Raw genomic sequence first — 24,748 nt, 5'->3', positions numbered from 1 at the left:
ATCTGAATATATTGAATAACACACGATTTTTACTCATGCTGAACAAATTCCCCAACCTTGACGCAATGCTCTCCTAAACAAGAAAAAAGGTGGTGTCCACGCCATGACTGAACCGGCATTCATCCTGTCGCGCGAAGACTGGTCATTGCATCGCAAGGGATACCAGGATCAGTCGCGGCATCAACAGAAGGTACGCGAGGCCATCAAGCAGAACTTGCCCGACCTGCTGTCGGAAGAGAATATCGTCCTCTCGGACGGGAGGCAAATCATCAAGATTCCGATTCGCAGCATGGAGGAATATCGCTTCATCTATAACAACAACAAGCGCAAGCATGTCGGCCAAGGGGACGGCGACAGCCAGGTCGGCGACGTTCTCGGAACCGACCCCCAGAGCGCGAACGGCAAGGGCGAAGGGGCCGGCGATCAGCCGGGCGACGACGTTGTGGAAGCGGAGATCTCCATTGCCGAGCTGGAAAACCTGCTGTTCGAGGAGCTCGAGCTGCCTTACATGAAGCGCAAGGAGAAGGAGCAAATCGAGACGACGGACGTTCGCTTCACCGACGTTCGCCGCAAAGGGATCATGTCCAACATCGACAAGAAGCGGACGATCCTGGAGAATCTGCGCCGCAATTCCCGCGAAGGCCGTCCGGAGATCTCCGGCATCTCCCCCGACGATCTGCGGTTCAAGACTTGGGAGGATATCATCAAGCCCCAGAACAATGCCGTGATCCTCGCCATGATGGATACGTCGGGTTCCATGGGCTCCTTCGAGAAATACTGCGCGCGCTCCTTCTTCTTCTGGATGACGAGATTCTTAAGACGGCAGTATGAAAAGGTGGAAATCGTGTTCATCGCGCACCATACGGAAGCCAAGGAAGTGACCGAGGAGGAATTCTTCACGCGCGGCGAGAGCGGCGGGACGATCTGCTCGTCCGCTTATATCAAGGCGTTGGAGATTATCGACAGCCGTTTCTCCCCCTCCCTCTACAACATCTACCCCTTCCATTTCTCCGACGGCGATAACCTCACGAGCGACAACGAACGATGCGTTCGGCTCATCAAAGAAATTCTGAATGTTGCGAATATTTTCGGCTACGGCGAAGTCAACCAGTACAACCGCTCCAGCACCCTCATGTCCGCCTACAAGCACCTGGAGCATCAGCAGTTCCTGTACCACGTCATCAAGGAGAAAACCGAGATCTACAGCGCCCTCAAGACGTTCTTCAAGAAGAGGGAAGCCGTGAGTTAAAGCATGCGAGAGCGATCGTCTTCTCCTTCGGAGGCGATCGCTTCTTTCATTCCGCGCCTTGCCGCTTCTATGAAAGCGGACAGAATCGGCGAAAGCCACTTGTCTTTATGCCATAACATCTGCGTATGCACGCGCAAATCCGGTATTTGCCAGGGAAGAGCAACCAGTTCGCCCCGCTCTACTTCGGTTTCCGCAACAATCTCGGGAAGAAAGGCAATGCCGATTCCCGAAATGGCGCATTGTTTAATGGCTTCGGCGCTTTGAAACTCCAAATAAGTAATACTATCGATGCCCCCTCTCTCGAATGCCCGGTCGAACATGGTTCGATAGGGACAACCCTTTTCATTCGTCAGGAACGCTTCTCCGTGAAAATCATCCAGCTGCAATACGGGTCGTTTGGAGAGACGATGGTCCGGAGCGGCGAATAAGCGGAACGTTTCCTCCAGCAGCGGTTCCACCGCAAGTCCCGTCGAGCGAATGGGTTCGTCCAGCATAAAGACGACATCCGCGGCTCCCTCGAAGAGCGTTTGCTTGAGCTGCTGATTCGGAACGGAGCGGAAGATGAGCCGGACTCCCGGATGCTGCGAACGAAATAATTTAAAGACAGCCGGAAGCCGATAGGCGCAAATAACCTCGTTGGCGCTTATCGTTAAGGTGCCGCTTAGGTTGTCATTATCATGTACGATGCTACGGGCTTCGTCCAATTTGTCTAGAACGTCCTGGATTTGAGTCAAAAAGCGTTTGCCCTCATTCGTGAGAACAAGCTGCTTGCCCAAGCGGTCGAAGAGACGAACGCCAAGCTCGTCCTCCAATGCTTTGATTTGCATCGTGACGTTGGAGGGGACGTAGCTCAGCACTTCCGCCGCCCGACTGAAATTTAAAGTAGACGCTACCGTGCGGAACGTATTCAGTTGGCGCAATTCCATCCTGCTATCCCTCATTACATTCAATATTTTTGAATATTGCTTTGAATTTTAATCACTTTTATTGAAAATATCACAGGCCTATACTTAGCACAAGAAATACATTCTTATGTTTCATCATGAAGGGAGCGACAAGCGATGGATTATGAGATTTTCGATTTGGGTGACGTCACCTTGCAATCCGGCATGACGTTGCCGAGCGCTTTTCTTGCTTATAAGACCTATGGAAGATTGAATGCAAAGAAAGATAATGTCATCGTCTATCCGACCGCTTTCGGCGACTGGCACGTTCAGAATGAATGGCTGATCGGCAACGGCATGGCGCTAGATCCGCAGAACTATTTCATTATCGTTCCGAATTTGCTGGGCAACGGATTATCTTCGTCACCCAGCAACACGCCTCCCCCATTCGACCGGGCTAACTTTCCGCAGGTAACCATCTATGACAACGTTAAATTACAGCATCGGCTGGTGACCGAAAAATTCGGCATCGAGAAGATCGCTCTCGTCGTCGGATGGTCAATGGGAGGCATTCAATCCTTCCAATGGGGAGCAAGCTATCCGGACATGGTGGAACGAATCGCGCCTTTCGCCGGAGTCGCCAAGACTTGGCCCCAAACGCACGTGGTCCTGGAAGGAATGAAAGCTCCGCTTCTGGCCGCGGTCGGTTTCGATTCAAGCAAGCTAAACCAGTTGACGTCTGAGGACATGCGCGCCGTTGGCCGCGTGTATGCAGGCTGGGGCTTATCGCAGGCGTTTTACAGAGAGGAGCTTTACCGCTCGATGGGATTCGACTCCTTGACTGATTTCATGGCAGGCGTCTGGGAAGACAGCTTCATGAAGATGGATCCGCACAACGTCCTGGCCATGATATGGACAGGCCAAAATGCAGATATTAGCGCGAACCCCGCCTATAACGGAGACTTCGACGAGGCGCTCCGAAGCATCAAAGCGCTGGCCTGCGTCATGCCGGGGAGCACGGACCTCTTCTGCACGGCGGAAGATAACGAATACGAGGCAAAGCTAATCCCTAATGCTGTTTTTAGTCCTATCGAGTCGATCTGGGGCCATTTTGCCGGACGCGGAATTAACCGTGTCGATAATCAATTTATCGACGACAACCTAAAACGCTTGTTGGCGCTTGGTACGAACGAATAGATCCTCTGCAGGCAAGAAGGCAGGATAAGGCATTCGCCGATCCTGCCTTTTTTTAAGCGGATGCACGGCGCAATAATGGATAAGTCGCCATTACAACCACTCCGACAAAAGCAGCCGTTACTCCCCTATTGACTGACAGTCAGTCAATAGGTAGAATAAGTTTATTAAATTGACTGACATTCAGTCAATTGGATATTATTAAAACAAGACAGGAGTGAACGGAAAAGGAGAGCTATCCATGCCGAGAATTTCCAAGGATCCAAAGGAACGAAAAGATGAGTTGTTAAATGCCGCAATGGAGTTGTTTGCTGCCAAGGGCTATGAACAGACCTCGGTCAGCGATATCGTCAAAAAAATCGGAGTTGCCCAAGGGACGTTCTACTACTATTTCCAATCCAAAGAAGAAGTCGTCAACGCCGCTTGCGAGCGTACCTTGGCCACAAGACTCGAACAAGTAAAGCTCTTGGTCGAAAGTACGCAATGGAATGCTCTTGAGAAGCTTACGCGTCTATTTACGGAAGCTTCCCCGAACGAGGAAGACGTAGACGTCTTTGAATTCCTGCATCAAGAAATCAACAGCACCCTGCATCAGAAATGGATCGTCGCCGAGATCATGGCCTTGCTCCCCTATGCTCGGCAAATCGTTCAACAAGGCGTGGAAGAAGGAGCATTCCATGTTCGGCAGCCGGAACTGGCCGCGGAATTTTTGCTAGTAGGCGCCTCCTTCTGGTTTGACAAAGGGATTTTTGACTGGAATGAACAAGAATATGAAGCGAAACGGCAAGCGCTGTCCGATATTATCGACCGTTTGCTTGTCGGCAGCCCTCCCGCTTCTCCCGATGCTTCATAATCATAAGAAGGCAGGAACACCAGATGACTACATCGAATAAGGTTCTGGATTTTAACGAGGTTATTCACGGACGACGTACCATTAAGAAATACGATCCGGAGGTAAAAATCAGCCGGGAGGAAATGAGCCAAATCTTGAAGGAAGCTACTCTTGCGCCGTCCTCGTTCAATTTGCAGCCGTGGCGGTTCGTTATCATAGAAAGCCAGGAAGCCAAGGAGAAGCTGATCGAGATTGCGCCGTTCAATTCGACGCAAATCTTTACCTCCTCCGCTGTCATTGCCGTGTTTGGCGATCTCCGGTTTGCGGACCGAGCCGATGAGATTTATGGCAAAGCGGTAGAACTCGGCCATATGCCGCAGGAGATGAAAGATAAGATTCTGGCGACTGTCGTACCTATATTCGATCGTTTCTCCGTTCAAGAAAAGCGTGAATCCATGATGGTTGACGGCGGACTTGTATCTATGCAATTATTGCTATCCGCTTACGCGCATGGCTACGCCACCAATCCGATGGCCGGGTTTAACAAAGAAAAGATGGCAGAAGCGTTCGGGCTGGATGCCGCGCGTTACATCCCGATCCTTATTATTTCGATCGGCAAAGCGGCAGCCGAAGGCCGCCCGCCCGTTCGATTGCCGGTAGACGATATTGCGCAATGGAAATAATGCTAGTCCGCGGGACTTCTAATATTCGAGTAAGTTATTCATTGGGAGGGAAGTAGCGCTTGCCTAACTTTCTTCCATGAAGAAGGGAGGCCGCAACGTTCGCGGCCTCCCTGCCTGCTTCCGGATTATTCGTACAGAACCGCCTTGATCTGCTCGTCGTCGATATTGTTCTTGTCGTACCAATAGAAGCCGGTATCGATGTTCTTCTCGACGGTTTCGCCCTTGATCGCCGCGACCGCCGCCTTCACCGTCTCGTAGCCGATGCCGATCGGGTTCTGCGTGATCGCGCCCGCCATCTTGCCGCTGCGGATCGCATCCAGTTGCGCCTTGCCGGAGTCGAAGCCGATGACGACGACCTTGCCGTCCATCTTCGATTCGGCGACGCCGTTCAGGACGCCGATCGCCGCGCCTTCGTTCGTGCCGAAGATGCCCTTGAGATTCGGGTGGGCTTGGAGAATCGCCTTCGTGAGGTCGGTCGCCTTCAGGTGGTCGCCGCTGTATTGGATATCGACGATCTTGATGTCCGGGTATTTCTCCTCGATCTGCTTCACGAAGCCCTCGCGGCGGTCGACGCCGGTGCGGCTCGTTTGGTCGTGCGCCACGACGGCGATCTCGCCGCTGCCCCCGATAAGCTCCGCCATCTTGTCGGCGGCGAGCGCGGACGCCGCCCGGTTGTCCGTCGACGCCGTCGTCACCGGAATGTCGCTGTCGACGCCGGAGTCGAACGCGATGACCGGAATGTTCGAGCTCTTCGCCTTCTCGAGGTATGGCAGCGCCGCCTTGCTGTCCAGAGCGGCGAAACCGATCGCGTCAGGCTTCTTGTCGAGCGCGACCTGCAGCATCTCGAGCTGCTTGTCGACCTGCTCCTCCGTCTCCGGTCCTTCGAACGTGATCTCGACGTTAAGCTCCGCCGCCGCCTTCTCGGCTCCGATCTTGACCGCCTGCCAGAACTGGTGCTGGAAGCCCTTGGAGATGATCGGGATGTACAGCTTCTCGCCGGAAGCCGCGGGATTGGACGCCGCCGGCTTGCTCGCTTCGGGCGACGCCGCTCCGCCATTGTTGCCTCCGTTACCATTATTGTTCGATCCGCATGCCGATAATGCCAGTACTCCGGCCAACAATAGAGATGCGGTTGACCATGCTCTCAAGCTCTTTTTCATAGGAATGCTCCCCTTTAACGAATGTGTTTGATAGCTTTATATAATCTTCGGGATCGAAGACCATATCGGAATCAAGCGGCTTTCTTGCGTCTGAGCATGTCGGCGTAAACCGCCAGGAAAATGACGAAGCCGACGACGACCGTCTGCCATTCCTGCGGCACGGACAGAATTCGAAGCCCGTTGGTCAGCACGCTCATGATGAGAGCGCCGATGACGGTGCCGACGATGGTGCCCTTGCCTCCGCTGAGAGACGTTCCGCCGATGACGACGGCGGCGATCGCTTCGAGCTCGTAGCCTTGGCCGAGAGCCGGCTGGGCGGAGTTCAGCCGGGAAGCGATCAGAATGCCCGCGATTCCGGTGAACACTCCGGCTATCGTGTAGATGACGATTTTCCAGAAGCCGACGTTGACGCCGGAGAGACGCGTCGCTTCTTCATTGCTGCCGATGGCGAAGTTGTAACGTCCGATCAAAGTCCGGGTCAGCAGGAGACTGCCGATAATGGCGGCCGCGAAGAAGATCAGCACCGCGTTCGGGATCGTGAAGCCGGGGAAAATATCGCCGAGCAACGAGCCGAGGGAAATGTCAGTGAAGCCTTTGGCGTCCGTGAAATAGACCGGCTTCGTTCCCGAGATGACGAGCGCGAGCCCCTTGGCGATCATCATCATCGCGAGCGTGGCGATAAAGGGAGGAATGTTCAGCTTCGACACCGCGTAGCCGGAGACGCAGCCGCACAGCGCGCCGGTCAGGATGCCGACCAATAGGCCGACCCAGATCGGCGTCCCCCAGAAGCTGATGCTGACTCCCGTCATGACCGCGCTGAGCGTCATGACCGTGCCGACCGAGAGGTCGATGCCCCCCGTGATGATGACGAAGGTCGCGCCTAACGCCAGCACGCCCGTGACTGCCGTCGACAAGAGAATGCCGACGATGTTCGAGAACTGGAAGAAGTTCTCGGAGGCGAGCGAGAAGACGATCAACAGGACGATCAGACTGCCGAATGCGAGAAACTGCTGCCAAAATCCGCTTTTGAACCGAAAAGGCTGCTTCCCCGTCGGGGTTTGCGGCTCAAGCGCGAGCGACGTTCTTTTCATGACGAATCCCTCCGTTTAGGCGTAAAGCTCCTCTTCTCTTCTGGTTGCGTACTGCATGATCGTTTCCTGCGTCAGCTTGCCGTCGTTCACGAGATCGGCGGTGACCCGGCCCTCGCACATGACGAGAATCCGATGGCTCATCCGCAGGATCTCCGGCAGCTCCGAGCTCATCATGATGATGGACTTGCCCTGCCGGGCCAGGCTGTCGAGCAGCTTGTAGATCTCGCTCTTCGCGCCGATGTCGATCCCTCTCGTCGGCTCGTCGAAGATGAGGATGTCGCAATCCTTCGTGAGCCACTTGCCAATGATGACCTTCTGCTGGTTGCCGCCGGACAGGTTCCTCATCTGCTGATGTACGCCGGGCGTCTTCACCTTTAAGTTCTCGACGACTTTCTCCGCGGACTCGCGAATGCTTGCCTTGGACATCCACGACAGCTTGGAAAACTCCCGGAACGAAGAGATCGCCACATTGGACTGGACGTCCAAATCGACGAGGCAGCCGTAGCGCTTGCGGTCTTCGGACAAGTAGCCAATTCCTTCCTTCACCGCTTGGTGGGGATTCGCGATCCTGACCTTTTTCCCCCGCACGTAAATCTCGCCGGAATCGATCGGATCCGCGCCGAAGATCGCTCGCGCCAGCTCGGTGCGTCCCGCTCCGATCAAGCCGGACAAGCCCAGAATTTCTCCTTTGCGGAGCTGGAAGCTGACGTTCTTGATCGTCTTGCCGCGCCGCAGCCCTCTTACGTCAAGCACGACTTCCCTGCTCTGCGACAGCGTGTCCGAAGAAGCATGGTGGAATAGCTCCCGTCCGACCATCATCGCGATGATCCGATCGACCGTCGTCTCCTTCGTCGGCACCGTATCGATGTAGCTGCCGTCCCGCATGACGGTGATCCGGTCGGAGATTCGCTGCAGCTCCGCCATTCGGTGCGAGATGTACACGATGCCGACTCCGCGCGCCCGCAGCCTGCCGATCATGACGAACAGCTCCTCGATCTCGGTGTCGCTAAGCGCCGCGGTCGGCTCGTCCATGATCAGCACCTGCGACTCGTAGGAGATCGCTTTGACGATCTCGACCATCTGCTGCTTCGCCACCGTGAGACTGCCGACGAGGGACGTCGGTTCGATATCGAGGTTCATCTGCTTTAGCAGCTGCTCCGCTTGCTTGTTCAGCTTCTTATCGTCGAGCAGAATCCCGGCCCACTTCCGCGGCTCCCTGCCGATAAAGATGTTCTGCGCCACCGTTAGATCCGGAGCGAGGTTCAGCTCCTGGTGGATCATGCTGATGCCGAGCTTCTGGGCGGCCTTCGTGTCCGCGATCTGGACGGGAGCGCCTTTGAACTCGATCTCGCCGTCGTCCATCTGGTAGACTCCGGTCAGGATTTTCATCATCGTCGACTTGCCGGCTCCGTTCTCCCCGACCAGCGCGTGAACCTCTCCCGCCAGCAGCTCGAACCGGCAGCTCCTCAACGCATGCACGCCGGCGAAGCGCTTCTCGATTCCCTTCATGCTCACGAGCGCTGCGCTCATGTCCGTTCCTCCTTCCGTGTTGCAGGTGTTTTGGTACTTTTGGTTTTTGGTTCTTCTGGTTTGTCTGGTTCTTCTAGTTTCTGGTTCTTCTGGTTTCTGATTGTTCTGGTTTCTGGTTGTTCTGTTCTTCTGTCCGTCTTGCTGCTTTTGTTCTTGCTACTCTTGTTACCGATATTACACGCCTAATGGAATCGCTTACATGTAGTTTTTTACGGAAACAGTCGAAAAAAATGCGGAGGTTGAAGTTGTGCGTCTGACCCTATGAGGAGTTCCATATGTGGCGAATACAAAAGAGTGGTACCACCACGTATCACTCTTTCGACCATAACCTGAAATCTTCGCCGATGTGGGGTACCACATACCACTCTTTCGCCCATAACCTTAAGTCATCGCCGATGTGTGGTACCACGTACCACTCTTTCGCCCATAACCTCAAGTCATCGCCGATGTGGGGTACCATATACCACTCTTTCGCCCATAACCTCAAGTCATCGCCGATGCGGGGTACCACGTACCACTCTTTCGCCCATAATCTCGAGTCATCGCCGATGTAGGGTACCACATACCACTCTTTCGCCTATAATCTCGAATCATCGCCGATGTGGGGTACCACGCACCTCTCTTAGTCAAGTAGCTCCCTTCAAATACTTCGCTCAAGAGAGTAACCTGACTACCTTCTTCGGCTCATCCCCCACCAATCGACGCAAGAGAGTAGTTTGACTACCTTCTTCTGCGCATCCCCCCAGCAATCGACGCAAGAGAGTAGCCTGAATACCTTCTTCCGCTCATCCCTCCGCCAATCGACGCAAGAGAGTAGCCTGAATACCTTCTTCGGCGCATTCTCCCACGAATCGACGCAAGAGAGTAGCCTGAATACCTTCTTCAGCACATTCCCCCAACAATCAACGCAAGAGAGTATTCTAACTACCTTCTTCAGCACATTCCCCCAACAATCAGCGCCCCAAGCCCCCAATAAGCACAAAAAAACGGGCGCGCGGCCCGTTTTTCTCCCAACAGCTTCTTATCTATCATAGAACGGAAACAGCAGCTTCTGGTTCTCTTCCTCGTACATGTTCCTCTTCGTGATGACGAGGGAGCCGGTGTCGATCACCCGCGGAACCGACGCTCCGCCGAGAGCCTCCACCGCCGTCTTGATGCTCAGATACCCCATCTGAAAAGGCTTCTGAATGATCGTGGCCTGCATGACCTCCTCCTCGAGCAGCTTGATCTCGTTGACGGAGCTGTCGAAGCCGATCAGCTTGACTTGCCCCGCCAGGCCCAGCTCCTTGATCGCCCGCGCAGCGCCGACCGTCGTCGGCTCGTTCAGGCCGACGATGCCCCGCACGTCCGGATGTTCCGAGAGAACCCGCTTCGCAATCTCGTAAGCGTTCGATAACGATCCGGCGGCATCGAAGGTGTCCATCAGCTCGATGCCCGGTTTGCCTTCCAGGACCGACCGGACTCCCCGGTCCCGGTCGATCAGGGAAGCGGCGGTCCCTACGAAATTGAGGATCGCCACCTTGCCGGTCCCTTCCAGATGGCGCAGCATTTCGGTCCCCGCCGCTTCGCCCGCCTTGATGTTGTCCGTGGCGATCACGCTCTCGGGGACATCCGAATCGATGCCGGAATCGACGATGAAGAACCGGATTCCCCGGCTCTCCCCCTTCTCGACGACGGGCACCAGGCGGTCGATATCGTTGGCGGCGAGTATGATGGCGTCCGGCTTCTTCTCGATCGCGTCCTCCACGAGAGCGATCTGCCCGTCGATATCGGCTTCGGACCGGGAGCCGGTTATCGCGACGGACGGCCCGAATTCGTTCGCGGCGACCTCGATGCCGTCCATCATCACCTGCCAGAACTCGACGGAATCGTCGGTTGATTTGATGATGACTTGAATGTCGAGGCGATCGGGCTTGGAGAACCTGTCCACCAGGTATCCGCCGAGCAAGACCAAGAGGAAGGCGGATATAACGACCAGCACGATCGTGCGAAGACGGCTTGCGATCATCTCTGTCACTCTCCCGAATCGTTCCTATCCGTTATCTTGGGCAGCCGAAGCGTAACCTTCGTTCCCTCGCCCGGGCGGCTCGAATAGACCAGTCCGTACGGCACCCCGAAGTAAAGCTGCAGCCGCTCGTGTACGTTCCGAACGCCGACGCCCTTCCCGTCCTTCCGCCCGGCGTTCGGACGAAGCAGTCCCTTAAGGGTCTCCTCGTCCATGCCGATCCCGTTGTCCTCGACTCGCAGCAGCAGCTCGTTCTCCGTCTCTTCCGAGGCGATCGTGATGAAGCCCATGCCTTTCTTTTTCTTGATTCCATGGTAGATGGCGTTCTCCACGATGGGCTGCAGAATGACCTTGATCGTATAGTAATGCATCGCGGAATCCCCGATATCGATCGAATAATCCAGCTTGTCGCTGTAGCGCATCTGCTGGATTCGCAGATAGTTCGCGATATGTTCGATCTCGTTGCGAAGAGGCACCAGCTCCTCCCCCTTGCTGATCGAGGCGCGGAACAGCTTGGCGAGGGCCGACGTCATCGCGATGACCTCCCGGTTCTTGTTGCTCTCGGCCATCCAGACGATCGAATCGAGCGTGTTGTACAGGAAGTGAGGATTGATCTGCGCCTGAAGCGCGTTGATCTCGCTCTGCCGCTTCTGCTCCTGGTCGTGGATCACCTGATTCATCAGCTCTTTGATTTTGCCGACCATGAGGTTGAACGCCCGAGCCAGCCTTCCGATCTCGATCGTTCTCGGAACCTGCACGTGAATGTCGAAGTTGCCTCGCTCCACTTCCTTCATATGCTTCTCCAGCTGCCGGATCGGACGGCTGACCCGCTGCGCGAGAAAGACGGCGATCACGGCGGCCAGCGCGACGCACGCCAGCCCGAGAACGAGAAAACCGACCTTCAAATTATCCGAATTCTGGGCGAGCTCGTTTACGTAGGAGACCCCGACGATTTTCCAACCGAAGTCGGAATCCCGCACCGTATACATCCGGCTGTCGTCCCCTTCGTCGCTCACGAACGTTCCGTTTCTCGCCTTCAGCACCTCGCCGATCCTCTCGGACTTCAGGTTGCTGTAGATCAATTGCTGCTGCGGATGATAGACGATCCGCCCATTCTGATCGACGATAAAGACATACCCGCGATGCCCGAGCTTGATGTCCTTCAGAATGTCGTTCATGACGCTGAAGTTGAGATCGACCAGGAACACGCCCAGGCTCCGTCCGTCCGGTGCGATCAGCTCCCGGCTTAACGATACCACCCACGGATATCGGTCTTTGAAAATAGGCTGCACGTGAGAAGACGAAATCACGTTGGCCCCGTGCGCCGCTACGGCATCCTGGTACCACTTCATGCTCCTCAGATCGATATAAGGGTTCCATATGAGATCCTGTCGGCCGGTCAGCAGCTTGTCGCCGTTCCCGATAAGGTTCACGGACGCGATATCGGTGCGCGAGACGAGCATCGATTCCAGGAAGTCGGTGACGGTTCCCTTCAGCTTCTTCTCTTCATCCGGGCTCGGGAACGAAGAAGCCGAGAGGTAATCGATGACGGTGCGATTGTTCGCGACGAGGTCGGACATGTACAGCATGCCGTTCACGTACGACTCGATGTTCTTGTTCACCTGCTTGACGAGCTCCGTCGTGTACGATTCCGCGTTCGCCTGCACGGATTCACGGGACAGGTAATACGAGGTTACGCCCATGATCAGGATCGTCAATAGGATCACGGCGACGAAGACGAGCGCGATGTGGGTTTGAAAGCTGCGCATTCGAAAAAGAAGCCTCACGGAATCACGCTTTCCTGGTTGTCGTTTTAAGCCGGTAATCGGTCGGGGTGTCGCCGCAATGCTTTTTGAACACTCCGCTGAAGTAGTGGGGATCGCCGTACCCGACCTCGTGGGCGACCTCGTAGCTCTTCATGGAAGTGTTGGCGAGCAGCTCCTTCGCGCGCTCCATCCGCTCGCTCGTCACATGCTCGATCAGCGTTCGTCCGGTGTTCTGTTTGAACAGGGCGCTGAAGTAGCTCGGGCTCATCGAGATATGCTTGCAGACCGAAATCAAGCTCAGCTCCGGGTCCTTCAGGTTTCTGCGGACGAATTCCAGCGCTTTGTTCACCGATTGGAGGCTTTGGTCTTCCCGCATGCCGCGAACCTGGGTCACGAGCGAACGGAACAGCTCCCGCATCCATTGCTGGGTCTCGTCGAGCGATTCGAGGAACGCCATCTGCTGGACCTGGCTATAGGCGGGCTCCGACATCCGCCGATCTTCCGAGGTCATCTCGCAGAACGCGTGCATGATCGTCAACACGATTCTCTGCAGGTACATCTGGCAGACCTCCAGCGGAAGAAGGCTCTCGCGGATGCCGGCAAAGAGCCGGTTCACCGCCTCGTCCATCTCTTCCAAGGTTCCCGTCTTCAGCTTCGTGACGAGCTCGTTCTCCCATGCGACGACCGGCACCTCCTCCGGCTTTCTGCGCCGCTCGATGTCGGATAGCCGGATAATCGCGTTATCGCCGATGACGAAGCGGTACTCGAGCGCCGAGAGCGCCGTCCGATGGGCGAACAGCACATCGTCCTGCTCATGACGGCAGCTGTAGCCGATTCCGACGGAGAGCTTCACGGGAAGAATCTCCGTTATCGCTTGGTGCGCTTCCTCGGCGATCGCGAGCGCCCTCTCCTGAAGCTCCTGAGGGTCATCTCCCGACAGCAGGGCAAACACCCGATTTTCCCGATCGCGAAAAACCGCCGTCCCCTCTCTGCGTTCTATTAATTCTTGCGAAACGTTAAAAACGGCGAAACGGATGAGCTGCTGGTCGGTCGCCGTGGCGGGAAGCTCCCACTCGTAATCGTCGACGTCGATCGCCAGCTCCGCCAGATACGGGCCCGCCCATTCGATCCGGTAGTATCGGAGGCCCTCGTCCCTCTGCCGAATCGGCATCGCCGAGGTCATCAGCCTCTCCAGGAATCTCTCGCGCAGGATCGGCATGCTCTCCGTCATCTCGCGTTTCAGCTTCTCGTAATCCCGCTCTTTGCTTCGTTTGGCATCCAGCTCCTCCCGCAGCTTAAGCAGGATCTTGCCGAGCTCGGAGGATGTAACCGGTTTCAAAATATAGTCCACGGCTTGAAGCTTAATCGCCTGCTGCGCGTAATCGAAATCGTCGTACCCGGTCAGAATGATCACCTTGGCCTCCGGGAACTTTACCCCCAATTCGCGAGTCAACTGAAGCCCGTCCATGAACGGCATCCCGATATCCGTCAGGACGACGTCCGCCGGTTCCCGCTTCATGGCCTCGAGCGCGTCTTCGCCGTCTTCGTACACTCCGGCGCATTCGAAGCCGAGCTCGGTCCAATTCATCTGGTTCTTGATCGCTTCCCTAACCAACACTTCGTCATCCGCGATGATCAGTTTGTACACGGAACAGGCCCTCCCTCACGGCAAGCTCGGAACTTCCTCTCCTAGACAGACTCTACTTAAGAATAGCGGCTCGATCGGAGAGGGGGCAATGGGGAATTTTCTCCTCTTGGTAGAAGAATTTACTCTCCTCTAAGCGGGGAAGGAAAATTCAACGGCGATTTTTCCAATTTCTTCATTTCGGCAAGGCTAATTACCGATAAAAAAGATAGGTGCTATCAGTACTAAATCAAATTCGCAGCGAGAAAGGACTTGAAGAGCTAGAACGCGGCGGTCGAAGCCGCACGCGTCGGAGAGCTCGGAGCCGGGTTCAACGTCGTCGCCAAGGAAGTCCGTAAGCTGTCCACGAGCACCAAAGACGCCACGAGCGAGATCGAGAAGTCGCTTCTCTCCGTCCAACAATCCATCAAGCAGATGGAGAACGAAATCTCCCAGACCGCGAACGCCTCCCGGGATCAAGCCGAGCTCGTCGCCCAATTCATGTCCGGCATCGAGCAGATGAACGAAACGAATCAGAAGCTGAAGGAATTCTTCGAAAAGCTCGTGTCCGTATAAGCTATTTTAATGGCAAGAAGCAGGGGGTTTTCTCCCCTGCTTCTTTGCCTTGCGCTTTCCTATCACTTTGTCATCTCCTTAACCTTCTTGTTAAGCTTTACATAGCCGAAGCCGAGCGCGAAGAAGATGAACGCATAAATCGCGAGGATAACGATTCGAATAGGTCCCGGTCTCGATAGGTTAAAGGACATAATGCCGAGGTTGCACAGGAATAAGACGGCTATCAGCGACTGGATCCGTTTATAGAGGGCGATGAGCGACTCGCGATCGGTGTACAGTTGAGGGTTCTCCCCCTCCCTCCATTCCTTCCGAAAGTAATGCCACATCGCTCCGTAAGAGCAAACGTACTCCCATCCGGCGTCTTTGTACAAGTCGATATATTCTTGCTTTTTCTCTTTATTGTTCAAGCCGCCCTGGTAATCCAGCCGATACGTATATCGTACAGACGGATCGCGTTCGAACGTGTACTTGATGAAGTTGATCTTCTCGAAATGAAGCCCCTCCGCCGACCGCTCGTTCAGCCAATCCTCTTCTTTCTCGTGTTCCCAACTTAGAGATAACCGGTAACGCTTCTCTTTAGCCGTTGTCATGTTCCGCGTTCCTCCCCTATGCTCAGTGCGTGTTTGCCCGATTCCAACAATTCTTCCAATCTCGCGATCTCCGCTTTCACGACGGCGCGTCCCTCGTCCGTGATCGCGTACATCTTCCGCCGGGAGTCCATTCCTTCCGGAACCGGATAGTTGTCGATGACCCCTTTGTTCAGCAGGGTGTTCAGCGCCGTGTACAGCGTGCCGGCACCGATCTTCACCCGTCCGCCGCTCATCCTCTCCGCTTCTTGCATGATCCCGTAGCCGTGCGACGGTTCCACGTACAAGGAGACCAGGATATAGTAGAAAGCTTCCGTCAGCGGCAGCATGTCCTTCCATTTCTCCAATCGGGTTCCCCCCTTTTCCTGACGATTTATATCGCCATTCATTATATCGTGTTTCGATACATCGTATGTCAGTATATTAAAACGCGATACATCGATTGTCAATATACTTGAAGAAAATAATGACAAAAAAGCTTCCGACCCTGACAGTCGGAAGCTTAACGCAATACCTAATCCGGATTATTCGATCCCTTCCACCCAAGCGTTCACCTTGTCTTCGTTAGCCGCCACCCAATCCTTCGCGGCGTCTTCCGGAGAAGCTCCTTCTTGAATGGCTACCATGACCGCGGCCATATCGTCCGGGGTCCATTCGAACTTGTCGAGGAAGGCGTAAGCGTCCGCTTTGTCTTCCTTAAGGCCCTTGCGGACCACCGTATGGATCTGCTCGTCCCCGCCGTAGACGCCCTTCGGATCCTCCAGGTACTTCAGATCCATCTTCGCGAACATCCAGTGCGGCGTCCATCCCGTGACGACGATCGGCTTCTGCGCGTCGTATGCCTTCTGCAGCTCCTGAGCCATGGCGGCGGAAGAGCTCTCCACGAGCTTATAATCGCTCAGGGCATACTCTTCCATCGCCTTCTCCGTCGCCATCATGATTCCCGCTCCCGGCTCGATCCCGATGATTTGGCCGTCCAAAGCGGTCAGCGTATCCGCGTTCTTCAAATCCTCGATCGACGTGATATCCATGTAGGCCGGAACCGTCAAGCCGGTCTTCGTGCCGTTCAGGTTAGGGCCGAGATCCTCGATGTCGGAAGCATACTTCTCCATATAGGAAGCGTGAGTGCTCGGAAGCCAAGCGGCGACCATCGCGTCGGCGCTGCCGTCGGCGATCCCTGTCCACATCGGGCCCGCGTCGACCTGCAGCATCTCGACTTTATAGCCCAGCTTCGTCTCCAGCACCTCGCGGACGACGTTCGTGCTCGCGATCTCCGAATCCCAAGCGACATAGGCAAGCTTAATGGACTTGTCCCCGCTTTTCTCCGAACAGCCGGCGAGAACGCCGATAATTAGGACCAACGACAGCAACAAACCCCATTTTCTCATGAATGAATGCAACTCCTTCTTATTTTTTCTTGAACGCCGATTGCGTCAAGCGGTCAAGCAGAATGGCCATGATGACGATGGCGATGCCGGCTTCGAAGCCGACGCCGGTCTTCGCCTGCGTGACGGCCCGGTACACGTAAGCGCCGACGCCCTGCGCGCCGATCATCGACGAGATGACGACCATCGACAGCGCTAGCATGATCGTCTGGTTGATGCCGGCCATCATCGTCGGCATCGCGATCGGAAGCTGCAGCTTAAACAGCTTCTGCGCCGGGGAAGAGCCGAAGGCGTCCGCCGCCTCCGTCAGCTCTCCGGGAACCTGGCGAATGCCGAGGTTCGTCAGCCGGATCGTCGGCGGAATCGCGAAGATGATCGACGCGATTACGCCGGGAACGACGCCGAGCGAGAAGAACGAGACGGCCGGCAGCAGGTAGACGAACGCCGGCATCGTCTGCATGAAGTCGAGAATCGGGGTCACCGTATTCCGGACGGCATTGCTTCTCGCGCAGGCGATTCCGATCGGGACGCCGAACACGATCGACAGAATCGAAGCCGTCAAGACGAGGGCAAGAGACTGCATCGACGGCTCCCATAAGCCGAGGTTGTCGATGAGCAGCAGCCCGATCACGGCGAACGCGGCGAGCTTCCACTTGCCGATCCAATAAGCGAGGGCGGCGATCAAGACGATCAGCACGAGAGAAGGCGCCGCGGTCAGCGCGACCTCGATGCCGTCCACCATTCCCCCGATGACGGCGCGGATGAAGTCGAACAGCGGCCCGAGATGGTCGGTCAGCCAATCCTCTACGCTCTCGACCCAATCCCCGATGGGCAGCTTAGGCACGTTGTTCATAGAAGGCTCCTCCTTCCGATGCGTCGCGGTTGCCCGCGAGAGTGGACATCACCGCGCCCTTGATAAGAATGCCTCGCAGCCTTGACTGTTCGTCCACGACCGCGATCGGCAGCTTCGCCTCCGCCATCGAGTCGAACAACCCGTTAAGCACTTCGTCGGGGGGAACCATGACGACATTCGTTTGAATGACCGCCTCGAGCGGAAGGTTCTCCTTCACCGCCCGCGAGGCGTCGTCCGCGGTGACCGCTCCGAGCAGTCTCTTCTCTTTGTCCGTCACGTATAGGGTGGAGACGCCGCTCTCCCTCATGAGCTGCAGCGCGACGCGAGGCCCTCTTTCGGGCGTGATCGTCTCCGGCCGGATCATGGCATGCGACGCGGTCAGCACCTTCGACAGGTCGACGTCCTCGACGAACCGTTCGACGAACTTGTCGGCCGGCCGGGTCAGGATCTCCTCCGGCGTGCCGATCTGCACGATCGAGCCGTCCTTCATCAAGGCGATGCGGTCGCCGATCCGAAGCGCCTCGTCGAGATCGTGCGTGATAAACACGATTGTCTTCTTCATCCTAGCTTGAAGCAGCAGCAGCTCGTGCTGCATGTCCTTGCGAATGAGCGGATCGAGCGCGCTGAACGCCTCGTCCATGAGCAGGATGTCCGGGTCGTTCGCGAGTCCGCGCGCAAGACCTACGCGCTGCTGCATGCCCCCGCTCAATTGATCCGGATAGCTCTGCTCCCAGCCCTCGAGGCCGACGAGCTTCAGCGCGTTCATCGCCAGCTCCCGTCTTTGCTTCTTCTCGATGCCCTGCACTTCGAGGCCGTATTCGGCATTCGCGAGCACCGTGCGATGAGGGTACAGGGCGAACTTCTGGAAGACCATGCCGATATGCTTCCGCCGCAGCTCCCTCAGCTCGACTTTGTTCATTCCGACGATGTCTCTTCCCTTGAACAGGACCTGACCCGACGTCGGCTCGATCAACCGATTCAGCAGCCGGACCAGCGTCGATTTGCCGCTTCCGGACAAGCCCATGATGACAAAAATTTCTCCAGGCTCAATTCCGAAGCTGGCCTGATTGACCCCGATCGTCATCTTCGTTTCTCTGTAAATTTTCTCCTTGGACCATCCCTGGCCCAACAGCTTTACCGCGTGCTTCGGATCATGGCCGAATACCTTGGTCAACTGCTTCACTTCGATAATGGACATGAATCGAATCACTCCTTGCTACCAAAAAATTTCAGTCCCCCGGTCATAGACTTAGAGAACTATAACAAAATATTATTCATCAGACAACCCCGAAAAGAATTTAAAGTTGTTAGTTGCGAGGGAAAGACAACCCGCTCGGGCTGGCATAACGAGAGTGCGAAGGGAGCCAAAAAAGGGCCCAAAACGCAATAAAAAAAGCAGCCCGCGGCCTTGGCCGCTGCTGCTTCGGTGCTTTTATATCCCCCGAGGTCCGTTGATGAATTCCTCGGTCTTCTCGTATACTTTGTCGTTGCCGACGACGACGAGGACATCGCCTTCGAGCAGGACGACGTGCGGTCCCGGCGAGATGGAGACGTTGGTCCCCCGGCGCAGGGCGATGATCGTCGCTCCCGTGTTCTGCCAGAACTGCAGGTTCGCGATCGACATGCCGATGACGGGCGAATGGGGCTTGATCGACAGCTCGACCGGATTGTACGGCCTTAAATTCTTGAGGCGGTCGGAGGCTTCGATAATCTCGAGAAACAGAGATTCGAACCGCCTGTCCATCACCTGCTTCTCCTTCAGCAGAAGCTGCAGATCCTGGCGAAGCGAATAAGCCGACTTCAAGTAATTGTTCTTCGTGATGTACTCGTGCGCCTTGGAGCTGGAGACGATCGCGATCTCCTTGCCCTGGGACACCGACACGATATTCTCTTCCTTCAGCAAGCCGATCGCTTTGCGGATCGTCTCCGGCGAGACGTGGTATTGCCCGGCGAGGATCGATCTTCCGGAGATCTTGCTCCCCTCGGGAATCTCTCCGCTGACGATGCGCTGGGCGATATCGAGCGCGATCGATTTATAGCCCGCTTTTTCCATGTCCGACATGACTGTGCGATTCCCCTGCCCTTACCCTGCGAAATAATCATCCACAGCATACGACTTTCGCGGGGAAAAGTAAACCGGAGAATGCAAAAGCCGCTCGCGCATTCGCGAACGGCGGTCTAAACCGATTATTTTCCCGGCTTGATCTCCTCTAGAGGCTGCGCGTTGCCGTACTTCGGGTACTCGCGAGCGACCGGAGCCGCCCACTTCACGGCGTTGCCGATGACCCGGCGAACCTGCGGGTTGAAGTACGTCGGATACGTCTCGTGGCCGGGACGGAAGTAGAAGATTTTGCCCGCGCCGCGCGAATAGCAGCATCCGCTGCGGAACACCTCTCCGCCTTCGAACCAGCTGACCATGACGAGCTCGTCCGGCTGCGGGATGTCGAAGTGCTCGCCGTACATCTCCTCCTGCGGAAGCTCGATGTACTCTCCGATGCCGTCCGCGATCGGATGAGCCGGATTGACGACCCAGATGCGCTCCTTCTCGTCCGCCTCCCGCCACTTCAAGTCGCACGACGTTCCCATCAGCTTTTTGAAAATTTTCGAGAAATGACCTGAGTGCAGCACGACCAGCCCCATGCCTTGAAGCACCCGCCCATGCACCCGTTCGACGATCTCGTCGCTTACTTCTCCATGCGCCATATGGCCCCACCAGATGAGAACGTCGGTATCGTCAAGAACCTCCGCCGTCAGGCCGTGCTCGGGCTCGTCCAGCGTCGCCGTCCGGATCTTGCCGCTCACGTCCAGCCCTTCGGCAATCGCGGCGTGCATCCCGTTCGGATAGACGGAAGCGACCTTCTCGTTCGTCTTCTCGTGACGGTATTCATTCCAGATCGTAACATTCACATTAGCGCTCATTGCCACACCTCGCCTTTGATCTCAATTTCACCTCCATTGTAGTCAAACCGACTTCGGCAAACGATTACACGATCGATTCATTTTTTCCGGTATTCTGCTATCCCCTATTCCGGACAGTAGTTCTATGCTACTCTAATCTTACGTAATTCTGTGAATCGTACTTGCCTATGGAGAGGGGAAGCTCCATGTATCCGGATATGTATTACGAGCAAGTTTACTACCAGAATCCGTTCCTCGCCATACGGATCTGGCAGATCGATCAGGAAGCGCAGAATCGCGCGACCGAAGAGCTTCGCATTCGCGTCGAACAGAACTGGCAGCAATCCCGCTATTCCGGCTGGCATTATCACGAGGAAGTCGAGTTTCTTCTCGTCTTGAACGGGGAGCTTACGGTCTTCTACAAGGAAGAGCGGATTCCGCTGCAGCCCGGCGACGTCGTCGTGTTCGGCTCCTCCGAGCCTCATACCACCCTTCAGACGAGCAACGGCAACTTGAGTTATATCGTGTTTCAGATCGACCTGCGCAAATACTGGGATCCGAGCACGCTCAACAGCATGCAGCATTTCTCCGAGGTGATCCGGCCGCTGAGCTCGGTGAATTATATTTTCCGGGAAAAGGAGGACGTGCGCCTGCGGATGGGGGAGCTGATACGGGAGATTTACGGCGAGATGAACGAGGGGAAGGTCGGCTACGAGCTCGCCGTCTCCTCCGCGATCAAGAGCATGCTGCTCCAGCTGCTGCGCAACGACAGCAGGCAGCGGCTGCATTACAGCAACAACAGCCTGCTGACCCGGCTCCAGCCCGCCCTCGCTTACGTGGAGGAACGTCTGGACGAGAGAATCTCGGTCGCCGATGCCAGCAGGCTGGTGAATATGAGCTATACGCATTTTATCAAGACGTTCAAGAAAGGCGTCGGGATGTCGTTCACCGACTTCGTCGTGCTTAAGCGGATCAAGAAAGCCGAGCAGCTTCTGCTCACGAACGACCGGTTAAGCATCGCCGAAGTGGCCGAATCGGTCGGATTCACGAACATCGGCCATTTCTACGAGATGTTCCGCCGGTACAACGACTGCTCCCCGAAACAATTCAAGCAGAGGCTTCAAGAGAGCTCGGGGTAATTCGATGCCGGATGAATTAATGACGGGTATAGGCTGGTGACTATCTGGTGAAGCGGGTTATGTCGGATGATGCCGGGTTAAGCGGATTAATGGGCCAAACGCTCCTGCCGAGTCTCCCGCTTACCTACTCTCGTTATACGCCCGAAGCAGAGTATGCCGGTTCATCCGAATGCGATGGGCCGTTTGCAGGCTTCTCGCCAGCAGCTCCTCGCTCACTCCCAGCTCCGAAGTCTCGGAAGGACCGCCCACCTGCCGCAGCCATCCCTTGATCGTCTCGACGGACGGGATTCTCGCCAGCTCCTCCCGGATCGCGCCCTGCTTCTCTTCCGGGAGAGAAGGCAGCGGTCCCTTCTCCGCCAGCTCCTTGTACAGTCCCGCAATGACTCCGCACGCCACGCCTACCTTCGCTCCATGAAGAATCTGTTTGCGTCCCGTGCGCAGGAATTCCATCTCCCAATAATGCGATAGATGATGCTCCGCTCCCGAAGCCGGATGGGACTGCCCGAGCAGCAGCATCGCGAAGCCGGATTCCACCAGCGCCTCCGTCAGGATCCGAATGCCTTCCGGCGAGCGGCTTGCAATCTCGTCCACGCGATCGACGCACTTCCGAAGAGCCTCGCGGGTCATCTCGGCCACGACGCCGGAATAAACCTCATCGGCCGACGCCCGGCCGAAGCTCCAGTCGAATAGGGAAGTGAACTTGCCGAGCATGTCTCCGAAGCCTGCCGCGACCAAAGCCGACGGCGCCTTCGTCAGAATGTCCAGGTCGGCGAAGATCGCGGACGGACCGATCGTCTGGATCGTCGTCTTGTCCCCGCGAAGAATAAGGGGGGCTCCGACCGAGTTGAAGCCGTCCACCGAAGGCGCCGTCGGCACGGAGACGAACGGGACGGAGACGGCGTAGGCGGAGAAACGGGCGATGTCGTGAAGCGTTCCGGATCCGACGGCCAGAATGACCTCCGCGCCGAACTTCTTGACGTCGAGAATCAACTGGACGAGAGAAGCTTCGTCCGCGATAACGTCCCCTTGCGCATTCGGGGCGACGAGAGTCGCCTGCGCCCGGATTCCGGCCTGGACGATCGCGGCTTCGATCGATTGGCCCGCAATCTCATATGTCGTTTTGTCGGCGACAAGGCTGACTCGCGCGTAACCCTTCTCCTTTAAGTATGGGGCAATCTTGCGGATGGCCCCGGATTCTATCAACACGGGATCGATCTCCAGCGAGGCGGTCGCGGCTCCCGGCATTTGCGAGGCTGCTGCGCGTACTTTGTTCATCATATCGCTCATTGGTCTCTCTCCTTCTAGGGTGGATTTTTTAGAAAAAAGGGAACGGTCTGCAGCATCAATCTCCCGGAGGAGGAGCGACGGAATCTCTCAGAATAAGCTTGCAGGCCGGGCTCTGGTTGCGGTCGACCTCTTCTCCCCGGATGGCCTTCATGAGCGAATCCATCGCCCGATAACCCATTTCGTGCAGGGGAAGCTCAAGAGTCGTCATGCGAGGGGTCAGATAGCCGCTGAACTCGCGGTTGTCGAAGCCGATGACGGACAGCTCTCCGGGAACGGCGACTCCCGCTTCCGAAGCGGCGCGGAGGACGCCCGCGGCCATGACGTCGTTCATGGCGAGGATCGCGGTCGGCGGCTCCGGCAGCGACAACAGCTCTTGCGCCAGGCGGAAGCCCGATTCGGTCTCCCAATCCCCCATCTTGATCCAATCCGGATTAAACGGCAGCGAGAACTCGGTCACCGCTTTGTAGAAGCCGTTGAACCGCATCCGCGAAGGCAGCGAGTCCATCGTGCCGCTGATGATCGCGATCTTGGAATGGCCTTGCTTCACCAGATAAGCCATGGCGTCATACGAGGCTTGCTCGTCATCATACTGGATCGAGATATCATCCTGAGTATAGCAATACGTATAAACGATAGGCTTGCCGTGCGTATCGATCATTCCGGTAAGGTCGCGAGGATGCACGCCGATGTAGACGATTCCTTCCACCTGCTTGCCCTGGAGCTCGGCTACGGCGTTCTCCATATGCTTGCGGTAGCTTTCGACCCGGTCGAACCCTCTCCCGATTCTTTTGTCCAGCCGCAGGTTCGTCAGAAGGATATGCAGATCGTGCCGGTCCGCATAATCGTTGATCCCGTCGATAATCTCGGGCACGTTGAACACCGTCACGTCCTCGGCGATGACGCCGATCGTGTCGGTCCGCCGATTCTTCAAGCTCTGGGCGATCGCGTTCGGCTTGAAGTTCAGCTCCTCGATGACCCGCAGCACCCGCTCCTTCGTCGCCGGCTTGACGTTGCGGGTTCCGTTCAGCACATACGAGACGGTCGCCGTGGAGACATTCGCTCTGGCGGCGATATCCTTGATTCCGACTTTGCTCATTCGCGGACTGCCTCCACTTCTCTGCTTTCGTTGGTAATCGGGAATTGGTGAATCGGATAGTGAGTATCGGACAATCAAGAATCGTACAATGGTGAATCGCTATTTGCTCAGGCATTTCGCAAAATAATTTAATCGTTTAGATATATATTAATTTTGTTATATCACGCTTAATAATTCAGACGCAAGGATAAACCGTAGGTTGGGGAAAGCCGATGTAGCGCACCTAGCGCACCACTTTTGCTCATTCCCCTGCATTCTCGCCAATGTAGTGCACCCCGTGCACCACTTTAGCTCGTTCTCCCGCATTTCCACCAATGTAGTGCGCCCAGTGCACCACTTTAGCTCATTCTCCCGCATTTCCACCAATGTAGTGCACCTAGTGCACCTCTTTAGCTCTTTCTCCCGCATTCCCGCCAATGTAGTGCACCCAGTGCACCTCTTTAGCTCATTCCCCCGCATTCCCGCCAATGTAGTGCACCCCGTGCACCACTTTAGCTCGTTCTCCCGCATTTCCACCAATATAGTGTGCCTAGTGCACCACTTTAGCTCATTCTCCCGCATTTCCACCAATGTAGTGCACCTAGTGCACCTCTTTAGCTCTTTCTCCCGCATTCCCGCCAATGTAGTGCACCCAGTGCACCTCTTTAGCTCATTCCCCCGCATTCCCGCCAATGTAGTGCACCCAGCGCACCACTTTAGCTCGTTCCCCCGCATTCTCGCCAATGTAGTGCACCCAGTGCACCTCTTTAGGTCGTTCCCCCGAATTCCCGCCGATGTAGTGCACCCAGTGCACCACTTTAGCTCATTCTCCCGCATTTCCACCAATGTAGTGCACCCAGTACACTACTTTAGCTCGTTCTCCCGCATTCTCGCCAATGTAGTGCACCCAGTGAACCACTTTAGCTCGTT

General features: G+C 56.0%; 21 protein-coding genes and 1 pseudogene. 6 read left to right on the top strand and 16 right to left on the bottom strand.

All coding sequences use genetic code 11. From position 1 onward, the window contains the following. Nucleotides 1-103: 103 nt before the first annotated feature. Nucleotides 104-1,249 carry a sporulation protein YhbH gene (gene yhbH, locus H7B67_RS06840; protein WP_185119036.1) on the top strand — a complete coding sequence of 382 codons (1,146 nt, stop codon included), beginning with the start codon at nt 104-106 and terminating at the stop codon, nt 1,247-1,249. Here yhbH and H7B67_RS06835 read toward each other — a convergent pair. Further along, nucleotides 1,246-2,175 carry a LysR family transcriptional regulator gene (locus tag H7B67_RS06835; RefSeq protein WP_185119035.1) on the bottom strand — a complete coding sequence of 310 codons (930 nt, stop codon included), beginning with the start codon at nt 2,173-2,175 and terminating at the stop codon, nt 1,246-1,248. The genes yhbH and H7B67_RS06835 overlap by 4 nt on opposite strands. 135 nt (nt 2,176-2,310) lie before the next feature. Here H7B67_RS06835 and H7B67_RS06830 point away from each other — a divergent pair, with 135 nt between their 5' ends. From H7B67_RS06830 to H7B67_RS06820, 3 genes are all read left to right on the top strand, one after another. Further along, on the top strand, nt 2,311-3,330 hold the full coding sequence (locus H7B67_RS06830; RefSeq protein ID WP_185119034.1) for an alpha/beta fold hydrolase: 1,020 nt from the start codon (nt 2,311-2,313) through the stop codon (nt 3,328-3,330). 238 nt (nt 3,331-3,568) lie between these two features. Continuing rightward, a complete protein-coding gene (locus H7B67_RS06825) occupies nt 3,569-4,180 on the top strand; it encodes a TetR/AcrR family transcriptional regulator (protein ID WP_185119033.1) in 612 nt (203 codons plus the stop codon). Nucleotides 4,181-4,203: 23 nt separating this feature from the next. Then, on the top strand, nt 4,204-4,842 hold the full coding sequence (locus H7B67_RS06820) for a nitroreductase family protein (protein ID WP_185119032.1): 639 nt from the start codon (nt 4,204-4,206) through the stop codon (nt 4,840-4,842). Between the two features lie 125 nt (nt 4,843-4,967). Here H7B67_RS06820 and H7B67_RS06815 read toward each other — a convergent pair whose 3' ends face one another. The 6 genes from H7B67_RS06815 to H7B67_RS06790 all read right to left on the bottom strand — a co-directional run bounded on the left by H7B67_RS06815 (nt 4,968) and on the right by H7B67_RS06790 (nt 14,042). Next, complete coding sequence (locus H7B67_RS06815; protein ID WP_185119031.1) at nt 4,968-6,002, bottom strand: ABC transporter substrate-binding protein; 1,035 nt, start codon at nt 6,000-6,002, stop codon at nt 4,968-4,970. 71 nt (nt 6,003-6,073) lie between these two features. After that, nucleotides 6,074-7,093 (bottom strand): ABC transporter permease, encoded by a 1,020-nt coding sequence (locus H7B67_RS06810; RefSeq protein WP_185119030.1) that lies wholly within the window; start codon nt 7,091-7,093, stop codon nt 6,074-6,076. Nucleotides 7,094-7,108: 15 nt separating this feature from the next. Continuing rightward, on the bottom strand, nt 7,109-8,623 hold the full coding sequence (locus tag H7B67_RS06805) for a sugar ABC transporter ATP-binding protein (RefSeq protein WP_185119029.1): 1,515 nt from the start codon (nt 8,621-8,623) through the stop codon (nt 7,109-7,111). 1,021 nt (nt 8,624-9,644) lie between these two features. Next, the gene (locus H7B67_RS06800) at nt 9,645-10,631 is read right to left on the bottom strand and encodes a substrate-binding domain-containing protein (RefSeq protein WP_185119028.1); all 987 of its coding nucleotides are present in this window, start codon (nt 10,629-10,631) and stop codon (nt 9,645-9,647) included. Nucleotides 10,632-10,636: 5 nt separating this feature from the next. Continuing rightward, a complete protein-coding gene (locus H7B67_RS06795; RefSeq protein ID WP_221468681.1) occupies nt 10,637-12,397 on the bottom strand; it encodes a sensor histidine kinase in 1,761 nt (586 codons plus the stop codon). Between the two features lie 22 nt (nt 12,398-12,419). Then, a complete protein-coding gene (locus H7B67_RS06790; protein WP_185119026.1) occupies nt 12,420-14,042 on the bottom strand; it encodes a response regulator in 1,623 nt (540 codons plus the stop codon). 273 nt (nt 14,043-14,315) lie between these two features. On the opposite strand from H7B67_RS06790, the pseudogene H7B67_RS06785 reads away from it, so the two are divergent. Further along, nucleotides 14,316-14,594 (top strand): annotated as a pseudogene (locus H7B67_RS06785) (methyl-accepting chemotaxis protein); the annotation flags it as partial. Nucleotides 14,595-14,656: 62 nt separating this feature from the next. Here H7B67_RS06785 and H7B67_RS06780 read toward each other — a convergent pair. From H7B67_RS06780 to H7B67_RS06750, 7 genes are all read right to left on the bottom strand, one after another. Next, the gene (locus H7B67_RS06780) at nt 14,657-15,184 is read right to left on the bottom strand and encodes a DUF2812 domain-containing protein (protein ID WP_185119025.1); all 528 of its coding nucleotides are present in this window, start codon (nt 15,182-15,184) and stop codon (nt 14,657-14,659) included. Beyond that, nucleotides 15,181-15,528: a PadR family transcriptional regulator gene (locus tag H7B67_RS06775; protein WP_425353881.1), complete on the bottom strand. Its 348-nt coding sequence runs from the start codon at nt 15,526-15,528 to the stop codon at nt 15,181-15,183. Before H7B67_RS06775 ends, H7B67_RS06780 begins: the two co-directional genes overlap by 4 nt. Nucleotides 15,529-15,705: 177 nt before the next feature. Beyond that, on the bottom strand, nt 15,706-16,569 hold the full coding sequence (locus H7B67_RS06770) for a glycine betaine ABC transporter substrate-binding protein (RefSeq protein ID WP_185119023.1): 864 nt from the start codon (nt 16,567-16,569) through the stop codon (nt 15,706-15,708). A gap of 19 nt (nt 16,570-16,588) precedes the next feature. Continuing rightward, nucleotides 16,589-17,419 carry an ABC transporter permease gene (locus tag H7B67_RS06765; RefSeq protein ID WP_185119022.1) on the bottom strand — a complete coding sequence of 277 codons (831 nt, stop codon included), beginning with the start codon at nt 17,417-17,419 and terminating at the stop codon, nt 16,589-16,591. Then, on the bottom strand, nt 17,403-18,617 hold the full coding sequence (locus H7B67_RS06760; RefSeq protein WP_185119021.1) for a quaternary amine ABC transporter ATP-binding protein: 1,215 nt from the start codon (nt 18,615-18,617) through the stop codon (nt 17,403-17,405). The genes H7B67_RS06765 and H7B67_RS06760 overlap by 17 nt, the downstream gene beginning before the upstream one ends. A gap of 234 nt (nt 18,618-18,851) precedes the next feature. Then, nucleotides 18,852-19,481, bottom strand: coding sequence for a GntR family transcriptional regulator (locus H7B67_RS06755; protein WP_245363254.1), 630 nt, complete (start codon nt 19,479-19,481; stop codon nt 18,852-18,854). A 125-nt stretch (nt 19,482-19,606) separates the two neighbouring features. Beyond that, nucleotides 19,607-20,338: a ThuA domain-containing protein gene (locus H7B67_RS06750; protein ID WP_185119020.1), complete on the bottom strand. Its 732-nt coding sequence runs from the start codon at nt 20,336-20,338 to the stop codon at nt 19,607-19,609. A 185-nt stretch (nt 20,339-20,523) separates the two neighbouring features. On the opposite strand from H7B67_RS06750, the gene H7B67_RS06745 reads away from it, so the two are divergent. Further along, the gene (locus tag H7B67_RS06745; protein ID WP_185119019.1) at nt 20,524-21,456 is read left to right on the top strand and encodes an AraC family transcriptional regulator; all 933 of its coding nucleotides are present in this window, start codon (nt 20,524-20,526) and stop codon (nt 21,454-21,456) included. Between the two features lie 120 nt (nt 21,457-21,576). Here the strand turns inward: H7B67_RS06745 and H7B67_RS06740 are convergent, their stop codons facing one another. Together H7B67_RS06740 and H7B67_RS06735 are read right to left on the bottom strand one after the other, a co-directional pair. Further along, nucleotides 21,577-22,743 carry a sn-glycerol-1-phosphate dehydrogenase gene (locus tag H7B67_RS06740; RefSeq protein ID WP_185119018.1) on the bottom strand — a complete coding sequence of 389 codons (1,167 nt, stop codon included), beginning with the start codon at nt 22,741-22,743 and terminating at the stop codon, nt 21,577-21,579. 55 nt (nt 22,744-22,798) lie between these two features. Beyond that, nucleotides 22,799-23,839 carry a LacI family DNA-binding transcriptional regulator gene (locus tag H7B67_RS06735; protein WP_185119017.1) on the bottom strand — a complete coding sequence of 347 codons (1,041 nt, stop codon included), beginning with the start codon at nt 23,837-23,839 and terminating at the stop codon, nt 22,799-22,801. Between the last annotated feature and the right edge of the window lie 909 nt (nt 23,840-24,748).

The organism is Cohnella thailandensis, assembly GCF_014212135.1.
Lineage (GTDB): Bacteria > Bacillota > Bacilli > Paenibacillales > Paenibacillaceae > Cohnella > Cohnella thailandensis.
Note: the sequence above shows the minus strand (reverse complement) of the source record. Positions and strands in the feature narration are given on the sequence as shown.